This is a genomic window from Cellulosimicrobium composti, assembly GCF_009711085.1.
Classification (GTDB): domain Bacteria; phylum Actinomycetota; class Actinomycetes; order Actinomycetales; family Cellulomonadaceae; genus Cellulosimicrobium; species Cellulosimicrobium composti.
On sequence record NZ_WMKA01000079.1, the window covers coordinates 1 to 9,290 of the forward strand.

Genomic DNA, 9,290 nt, shown 5'->3' on the forward strand with positions numbered 1-9,290 from the left:
AAGGCGGCCGGGGCGGACGGCGGCGGAGTCGCCGGGCCCGGGCCGGCAGGAGCCGCGGGCGCGTACGGCGCGGGGGCCGGGTACGCGGCGGCCTGCCCGGTCGCGTACGCGGGCTGGGACGGGGCGCCCGGCACGAGCGACGCGACGCCCTCGTCGCGTGACGCCGCGGGGACGGCGCCTCGGACGTCGAGGACGAGCGAGCGGCCCGCCTTGTCGTGCCAGCCCTGCGACCGGCCCGACGAGTCGAACCCGGGACTCAGGAGGACGACGAGGATCCCGCCCGCCGGTACGACGCCCACGATGATCCAGCGCAGCGCGGCACGGCCGAAGCCGACCGGGCCCCGCGACGCGGCGTCCACCGTGCGGATGCCGGTGAGGAGGTTGCCGAGCGTCTTGCCCGTCGAGCCCTCCCAGAACCACACCCCGATCCACCACGCGAGCGCGAGGACGGCCGCGAGCACGTAGACGACGAGGAGCTTGCCGAGGATCGCGGCCGCCTCCTCCTGCGTCACCGCCTGGGCGCTCCCGAGCGGGGCGCCCACGATCGCGGTCCCCGCGAGGAGCACGACGAGCGCGACGACCGCGGGCACCGCGACGTCCACGAGGTAGGCGACGAACCGGCGTCCGACGCCCGCGGACGGGGCGCCGTCGAGCGAGCCCGACGCGGGCGCGACGGGAGCGGGGCCGAACGCCTTCTGCGTCGCCGCGTAGACCTCGGGCTCCGTCGTCGTGTCCGGGGCCGACTGCGGGACAGCGGCGTACGGTACGGCGGCCCCGCCGCGGCCCGCGACGGCCTGCACCCCGCCGACCGGGCCGGCCGGCGGCTGCGCCACGGGGCGGCCGGTCCGGGGGAAGGGCTGCCCGCACACCGCGCAGAACGCGGCACCCGCGGACTGCGCGGACCCGCAGGCGGCGCACGTCACGTCGCTCATGACTCGTCTCCCTGTCGTCTCGTCGGCCCCGACGACGACCCTGCCGCCGGCGGCACGGCCCCGCCCTCGGGGCCGGCGCCGCGGCGGGGCAGCCACCGGCGCGGTCCCGACGAACCCGAGCCCGCGCGGACGGACCGCAACGAGAGGGCGGCACGCACGCGGGCACGACGGTTCACGGAGGAGCGTAGCCCCCCGAGCACGCCGTCGACGTCCGCCCAGAACGCCTCGATCTCCTGCTCGCTGGGCTCGCCCGCACCGAAGACCGTCGCGTCGGCGCGGTGCGCGAGCGGGATCGTCGCCGTCGCGCCGTACGACCGGGCGAGCATCCCCGCGCCCTCGCGGCGCGTGGACCCGGCCGGGACGGGCGTCCCGAGGTCGGCCGCGGCGTCGAGCACCTCGCGCCACCCGCCGCTCACGCGGTCGACCGGCCGCGGTGCCGTGCGCCGGCGCGCCCGGCGGCGCGACTTGTACGCGAGCACGAGGACGACCGGCAGGGCGAGGAGCGCGAGCGGGACGACCACGGCGACGCCGATGAGGAGCGCCTGGCCCCAGTCGAAGCCGTCGCTCTCGGCCTCCTCCTTGTCCTCGTCGTCGATCTTCCCGGCCTCGGCCTCGGCGGGCTCCTCCGGCGGCTCCGGGTCCTCGAGGATCGGCGGCTTCGGCACCTGGAGGCTCTTGGGCTCGGGCTTGATCTTGTTGTCCTCGTCGGGGATCGCCGTGATCGGCACCCACCCGTGCCCGACGAACGGCACCTCCGCCCACGCGTGGACGTCGGTCCCCGTCGCGGTGAACGGCTCCCCCGGCTCGAGCGGGTTCTTCTCCGCGTCCGGGTAGAAGCCCATGACGACGCGGGCCGGGATGCCCGCCTGGTTCGCCATGAGCGCGAGCGCGACGGCGAACTGCTCGTCGTCGCCGATCATCTCCTCGTCGGCGAGCAGCGTGTCGATGCGCTCCGCGGAGTGCCCCGGGCGCGACGGCGGCTGGGTGTCGAGACCGCTCGAGAAGACGCCGCTCGCGACGAGGCCGTCGCGCAGCGCGAAGAGCTGGTCGACGGGCTCGGTCTCCTCGCCCATGAACTGCGCGGCCTTGCCCGCGAGCGACGCGGGCAGCACGCCCTTGGGCGGCACGGGCACCTCGACCGACTGGTCGATCGCGCCGGCGCGCAGGTCGTCCTCGGTGGGCTCGGGCGTGACGAGCGCGTCGAGCGTGTAGGTGTCCCCCGGGCGCAGGCCCGCGGTGGCCAGGGCGGTCCCGGTCGTCGAGTTGTAGTACGTCGTCTCGCCGAGCTCGCGGGCACGCTCGCCCGTGTACGTGATGCCGGAGAGCTGCCCGACGTCGGGCACCCACACGCCGCCGTACGCGCCGATCTCGACGTCGACGCGCGTGGGCGTGCCGGGTGCGACGGTCGCGATCTCCTCGCCCGCGCGCGTGTAGACGCCGGAGCCGGGCAGGCCGCTCGAGACGTCGTAGACGACGCCGTTGTACGTGTCGAGGGCCGCGAGGCGCACCTTGGCCCCCGCGGGGAGGCCACGCACCGTGAAGAGCTCGTCCTCGCGCATGTCCTTGGCGTACTTGCGGAAGCCCGTCAGGGGACTGACGTACTGGTGCAGGTCGAGCGGCGGGACGACGGTCTCCCGGAGCACGGTGCGCGGCTCGTCGGGGAGCAGCGCGGGCGCGGCGAACACCGCCGCGACGGCGCCGACGACGAGCATCGCGGCCCCGGTCCGGACGCGGTGCCACCACAGCCGGCGGGTCGCGGCCCGACTCGCCTCGGTCGTGATCTGGTGCGCGCCGAGCCGCGCGGCCGTGACGCGCCACCCGGCCCACAGGAGCCCGACGCCGCCGACCACGAGGCCCTGCACGACGGGGAACGCCGCGATGACCGTCCCCAGGAGGATGACGCCGACGAACGCGACGGCCACCGGCACGAGCGCCCACGCGGCGCGGCGCGCGCGCCACGCGATCGTCCCCGCGAGCAGCGCGGTGACGAGCATGAGCAGGTACGGCACGACGGCGAGGTGCGGGAACGAGCGCAGCGGCGGGACGGTGGTGACGAACTCCTTCCAGCCCGTCACCGCGCCGGTCAGCAGGTCGGTGATCGTCCCGAGCGACGGGAGCACCCCGCCGATCGTGTCGGCCGGCAGCGCGAGGGCGCCGCCGAGGAGCAGGTACGCGACGACCGCCACCGGGAGGACCGTGAACGCCGCCCAGCGACGCCACGCGCCGAGCCAGGCGACGACGAGGCCGACGACGGCGCCGCCGACCGCGGGGAGCAGGTAGCCCGTCGAGCCCCACACGGGGCCGAACCCGACGGCGGTCGCGCCGAGCACGAGGACGAGCGCGAGCGCGTCGACGGCCCCGAGCGCGGTCAGGGCGCGCGGCGTGTCGGAGCCGCGCAGGCGGGTGGTGCCGCGCTGCGACGTGCCGGACGACGGCGCAGGGGTGCCGACCGGCGTGGCGCGGCGCGAGCCGCGCGTCGTGGTGCTGGGGGCGCTCATCAGTCGTTCAGCCTCCGCAGGGCGAGGGGGAGCTCGCCGAGCTCGCCGATCGTGAGGACGACGAGCTCCGCGATCGCGTGCCGGCTCAGGGACGCGCCGGGGACGCACTGGATCGCCATGACGCGCACGTCCTGCGGGAGCCGGGCCGAGGCCGCGCGGAGCTCGGTCGGCGTAACCTTGCTGCCGACGATGAACGCGACGACCGACGCGTCGGTGATCGTCAGTCCCGCGACACGCGCGACGTCCACGAGGGACGTGCGCTGGGAGGTCGTCTCGACGCGCGCGAGGTCGTCGAGGAGGCGCGTGCGGTGGTCGCCGCGCAGGTTGCCGTCGTTGACGAGGACGGTGACCCCGCGGTCCTCCTTGATCGCCTGGAGGCCGAGCGAGCCGCACGCGCTCACGGCGAGCTCGAACTCGTCGTCGTGCGCGTAGTCCTCGGCGCGCGTCGAGAGCAGCACGGCGAGGTGCGACCGGCGCGTCTCCTCGAACTGGCGGACCATGAGCTGCCCCGTGCGCGCCGTCGTCTTCCAGTGGATGTGCCGGCGGTCGTCGCCCGGCACGTAGTCGCGCAGCGCGTGGAACGAGACGTCCGAGTTGGAGATGTCCGTCGTGACCCGGCCCTCGAGGTCCTTGAGGAACCCGGTCGACGATCCGGAGAGGTTCTTGACGCGCGGGTGCACGAACAGCTCCTCGGGCTCGGTCCACACGACCTCGCGCCGCAGCAGCCCGAGCGGGTCGGCGCGCACCGAGCGCACGGGGCCCACGGAGATGACCGACCGGCGGTGCGTCGGCACCGTGAAGATCTCCTCGTGGCTCGCCTGCGGGCGCAGGCGCGGCACCGGGAACGTCGCCATGCCCTGCCCGACCGGCAGCTCCATGACCGACGGGAGCAACGGGCGCGCCGAGTCGTTGCGCACGTCGAGGCGGCCCACCGCGCGGTCGCCGACGGTGACGCGCTGCTGGGCGAGGTCGAGCACGACGGCGTAGCGGAACCGGCCGAGCACGAACGCGACGGCCGCGACGAGCGACACCGTGAGCAGGACGGCGACCACGAGCAGCTCGAGCCACGAGAGCGCGAGCCCCGCCCACCAGGCCGCGACCGTGGCGACGAGTGCCGCCCACCCGAACGGGCTGACCGCCGACGTCACGGGCCCGACCGCCTGCACGGCGGGTGCCAGAGCCCGCGCGACCGGTGCGAGGGCCCGCCGGACGGCCGCCACGAGGGGTTGCAGGAGCCCGGCGAGGGCCGACGACGCGGTACGCGTGCCGGCCGTCCCGGGGGGACGGCTGCCCGAGCGGGTGCTCGGGCCGGAGGAGGCGTTCATGCGATGTGCTCTCGGTCGGTGCGGGAGGTCGGTCCGCCGGTGGCGGCACGGTGCGGGACGGCGCGAGGCGCCGACCGCGTCAGGCGGAGCGGCGCTCCTGCGGCGCGGCGACGTCCGCGAGGAGCCGGCCCAGCACGGCCTCGTTGGTCGCGCCGGCGAACTCCGCCTCCGGGTCGAGCACGAGGCGGTGCGCCCACGTCGGCTGCGCGAGGTCCTTGACGTCGTCGGGCAGCACGTAGTTGCGCCCGTGCGCGGCGGCCCAGACCTTCGCGCACCGCACGAGCGCGAGCGCGCCGCGGACGGAGACGCCCACGCGCACCTCGGGGGCGTTGCGCGTCTCCTCGGCGAGCCGGGAGACGTACTCGAGCACGGCGCCGTCCACGTGGACGCGCGCGCCGAGCTCCGCCATCTCCGTCACGGCCTGGGTCGTGATGAGCGGCTGCAGCGTCTTGCTGCGGTCGCGGACGGACGCGCCGGAGAGGATCTCGACCGTCGAGGCGTGGTCCGGGTAGCCGATGGACGCCTTCATGAGGAAACGGTCGAGCTGGGCCTCCGGGAGCCGGTACGTCCCGGCCTGCTCGATGGGGTTCTGGGTCGCGATGACCATGAACGGACGACCGACCTCGTGCCCGACGCCGTCGACCGTGACCCGGCCCTCCTCCATGACCTCGAGCAGCGCCGACTGCGTCTTGGGCGATGCGCGGTTGATCTCGTCCGCCAGCACGATCGACGCGAAGATCGGGCCCTGGTGGAACTCGAACTTGGCGGTCTTCTGGTCGTAGATCGTCACGCCCGTGACGTCGGACGGCAGGAGGTCCGGCGTGAACTGGATGCGGTTGTTCGTGCCCTGGACGCTGGCCGCGAGGGCGCGCGCGAGCGACGTCTTGCCCGTGCCCGGGGCGTCCTCGAGGAGGATGTGGCCCTCCGAGAGCATGCAGGTCAGGGTGAGGCGCACGACGTGCGCCTTGCCGAGGACGGCCTGCCCCACGTTCGTGACGAGGCGGTCGAAGGTCTGAGCGAACCAGGTGGCCTGCTCGGGGGTCATGGTGCTCATGCGTCGCTTTCCGTTCGCTGTGCTGGGGGTACCGGGGCGGGGGGTGGCGCTAGTACCACGTCATGGTGTTCGTGTTGCCGATGGTCGTCGAGATCCGGACGGACGAACCGGGCTGGCCCCACACGCACTGCTGGCCGCCGGAGTAGTTGCCGTTGCCGTCCGTCCGCAGCGCGCGGTTCTGCGCGTCGTAGCTGTAGTTGCCGGAGCCGATCTGCGACCCGCCGCCGTAGCACGTGACGCGGAACGAGGTGTTCGCGGGCCCGTCCTTGATGGTGAGGTACAGCTCGGCGCACGAGCTGTGCTGGCACGTGCCCGGCCACCGGCCGTCGGGCAGCTTGTGGTTGCTGCCCTTGCTCACGGTGAACACGGGCTCGGGCTTCTTGTCCGACGTCGCGGACTTGCACGTCTCCTTGGCGGCGCCCTCGGTGGGCGTCACCTTGACGCAGATCTCGCGCGTGACGTCGTACCCGACGCTCAGCGTGCCCGAGCCGGACTTCGCGCTCGACTGCACGGCCCCGCGCACGGACACCGTGTAGTCCCGGCCGTTGCCGGACGTCGACCACTGGTACTTGATGGAGCGGTCGCCGCCGGACATGCTCACCTGGGGCGCCGGGATGGGCCCGTAGGGCGACTCCGCGTTCGCGGTCGCCGCCGGCCCGGGCTCGCGTGCGCCGTCGACGCCCGCGACCGCACGCACCTTGATCGAGTACGACTTGCCGTTGGTCAGGCCGCCGACGGTCTTGTTCGAGCCGAGGTTCTGCCAGCCGCCGCCGGCGTCGTACTGGTAGCTGATCTCGTCGGACCGGACGCCGTTGCCGGACGCCGCGCCGAAGGAGAGCTTGATCTGCCCGTTCGTCCCGGTCGCGTCGGCCGTGAGGTTCGACACGGCGCCCGGCTTCGCGAACGCGCGCACCGGGTCGGAGGCGGGCGAGAAGTCCGCGTCGCCGAACTTGTCCGTCGCCTTGTTGTGCGCGCGCACCCGGAACGAGTAGCCGGTGGTGTCCGCGGGCACGCCGATGGTCGCGGAGGTCGACCCGCCCGCGACGGACGTGGTGGAGACGACGGACCCGCCCCGGACCGCCTCGACGGTGTACGTCGTGATCGGGGCGCCGTTGTCGTTCGGCGCCGACCACGAGACCTTCATCTGGGACGTGTCGCCGATCGAGGTGCGCTGCGCCGACGGCTTGCCGGGCGCGGCAGGCTTGCCCGCCGGCGTCTCCGCCGCGGAGTACTCGCCCCACTCCGACGGGTCGGGGGCGAGGTTGTTCGCCCGCACGCGGACCTTGTACGCCACGCCGTTCTGGAGGCCGTCCCACGTGACCGACGTCCCCGCGAGGGCCGTCTTCTGCGTCGCCCCGCCCGGCGGTGCGGGCGAGATCTCCAGGTCGACCGTCTGGATGGGCGAGCGGTCGGTGTAGGTCTTGTTGGTCCAGGTGACGATAAGCGACTGGTCGCCGAACTCGAGCGTGGGTGCGGCGGGCGGGTCGGGCTTCTCGTCGGGGCGTGCGACGGCGGACGGCGGCGAGGCGGGGCCGTCGCCGACGGCGTTGGTCGCGAAGACGGTGAAGGTGTACTCGACGTTGTTGGTGAGGCCGTCGAGCGTGCACGTGGTGGTGCCGCAGGCCTTCTCGTAGCCGTTCTGGGACCGCACGGTGTAGCCGGTGATGTCCGCGCCGTTGTTGTTCGGCGGGTCCCACGACAGCACGACGGTCTTCGAGCGGACCTCCTCGACCCGGGGCGTGGGCGGGGCGTCCGGCTTGCCGAGCACGGTGAGCTGGATGCGGCCCTCCACCTCGCGGTCGGGGTCCTTCGTCGCGTCCTGGACGCGGTACCGGACCACCATGACGCCGATGAAGTCGTCGCGCGGGGTGGCCGCGACCTGGTCGCCCGTGACGCTCGCCGAGCCCTGACCCGTCTCGACGACCGCGTCGACGAGCGTCAGCGGCGCGACGTCCGGGAACGGGTTGGAGTCGTTCGCGAGGACGGGGACCCGCGTCTCCTTGCCCTGGTGCGCGTCCGGCACCGCGTCGTCGTTCGCGCGGGCCAGCGGGCGCGTCGAGGCGACGACGGTGAGCGTCGCGGTGCCCTCGACCGGCGGGTGCTCGCCGTCGGTCACGGTGATCGGCACCTGCACGACCGTGCCCTTCGGCACCTCCGCCGTGGCCTGGGCGCGCAGCGTGGTGCCGCCCTCGATCGAGACCGAGAGGCCGCCACCCGGCGGGGTGGCCTGGAACGTGAGCGCGTCGCCGTCGGCGTCCGTCGCGAAGCGCGCGAGGTCGACCGTGGCCTCCTCGCCCGCCGCGACGTCGAGCGTCGGGGTGCCCACGAGCTCGGGGGCGAGGTTCTCCGGCGGCAGGACGGTGATCGGGATCGTGAGGACGCTCGTGTTGCCGTCCGGGTCCTCGGGACCCGAGCCGTCCGTCACCTCGAAGGAGACCGCGGCCTGCCCGGTGAAGTCGGCGTCCGGCGTGTAGACGATCTCGGTCACGGACGTGACCTCGCGCGAGCCCTCCGTGGCCGTGACCTTGTCCTCGGTCGTCAGGCGCGGGCTGCGTCCCTCGACCACGAGGACGTGCTCCGTGAGGTCGATCGGCAGGGACTCGCCCGCGAGCACCTCGAGCACCGTCCCCGGTCGCAGCGTGGGCGCCTGGTCGGTGAGGCCGGGGACCTTGACGAACGCCTTGGCGGTGAGGCCGTCCATGTCGGTCACGGTGTAGGTGATGACCTGGCGGGCCTCGGTGAGGGTGACGACGAGCTCGCCGTCGGGGGTGACGGTCGTGGTCTCGGCGTCGCTGGTGACGGTGAGCTCGGTCGCGGCGCCGTCGGGGTCCTCGTCGTTGTCCAGGACGGGCACGGTGACCTCGGTCCTGCCGAGGATGTCCTCGACGGGCACGGTGTCGTCGCGCGCGACCGGGGGCAGCAGCGGCGCGTTCGCCGAGACGTTCACCGTCACCGCGCCCGTGGCCCGCGCACCGTACGTGTCCTGGATCGCGTAGTAGAAGGTGTACGCGCCGTCGTCGTCGGGCGAGGTGAGCACGATCCGGTCGCCGACGACCTCGGCGTCGAGGTCGTGGGTGTCCTCGATGCCGCCGGGCACGAGGCCCACCTGGTCCCCGTCGGGGTCGGTGTCGTTCACCAGTGCCGCGACCGAGACCGTGCGGCCGGGCCGCACGGTGATCTCGTCGTCCACCGCGACCGGCGGCTGGTTGGTCTCGCCCGGTCGCGAGATCCCCACGCGCACCGTGCCGTTCGCCGTCGCGCCGCGCGCGTCCAGGACCGTGTACGTGAACGTGTCGAGCCCCGTCGCGTTCTTCGACGCGGTGTACTCGATCATCCCGTCGACGACCTGAGGCGTGCCCTTCGAGGCGGGCGACGCGATCCCGGTCACCTGGACCGAGTCGCCGTCGGGGTCGATCCCGTCCAGCGGCACGTCCACGCGGACCGTCGCGCCGGACAGGACGCGGGCCTCGATCTCGCGGGG

At 74.1% G+C, this 9,290-nt stretch carries 5 protein-coding genes; all 5 read right to left on the minus strand.

Features of this window, described 5'->3' with window-relative positions; genetic code table 11:
* Positions 1-932 (minus strand): RDD family protein (locus GJV82_RS18645; RefSeq protein WP_155100258.1); only part of this gene is annotated, 932 nt, incomplete at its 3' end.
* On the minus strand, positions 929-3,430 hold the full coding sequence (locus tag GJV82_RS18650; RefSeq protein ID WP_155100259.1) for a transglutaminase-like domain-containing protein: 2,502 nt from the start codon (positions 3,428-3,430) through the stop codon (positions 929-931). The genes GJV82_RS18645 and GJV82_RS18650, both read right to left, overlap by 4 nt.
* A complete protein-coding gene (locus GJV82_RS18655; RefSeq protein WP_155100260.1) occupies positions 3,430-4,755 on the minus strand; it encodes a DUF58 domain-containing protein in 1,326 nt (441 codons plus the stop codon). The genes GJV82_RS18650 and GJV82_RS18655 overlap by 1 nt, the downstream gene beginning before the upstream one ends.
* Before the next feature lie 79 nt (positions 4,756-4,834).
* The gene (locus GJV82_RS18660) at positions 4,835-5,809 is read right to left on the minus strand and encodes an AAA family ATPase (RefSeq protein WP_155100261.1); all 975 of its coding nucleotides are present in this window, start codon (positions 5,807-5,809) and stop codon (positions 4,835-4,837) included.
* Between the two features lie 49 nt (positions 5,810-5,858).
* The coding region (locus GJV82_RS18665; protein WP_196217313.1) for an Ig-like domain-containing protein at positions 5,859-9,290 on the minus strand (3,432 nt) is incomplete at its 5' end.

What these genes read in the sequence shown, in the direction of transcription:
- GJV82_RS18655 (WP_155100260.1), bottom strand. Translation starts at nt 4,755, where the DNA reads ATGAACGCCTCCTCCGGCCCGAGCACCCGCTCGGGCAGCCGTCCCCCC.
- GJV82_RS18660 (WP_155100261.1), bottom strand. Translation starts at nt 5,809, where the DNA reads ATGAGCACCATGACCCCCGAGCAGGCCACCTGGTTCGCTCAGACCTTC.
- GJV82_RS18650 (WP_155100259.1), bottom strand. Translation starts at nt 3,430, where the DNA reads ATGAGCGCCCCCAGCACCACGACGCGCGGCTCGCGCCGCGCCACGCCG.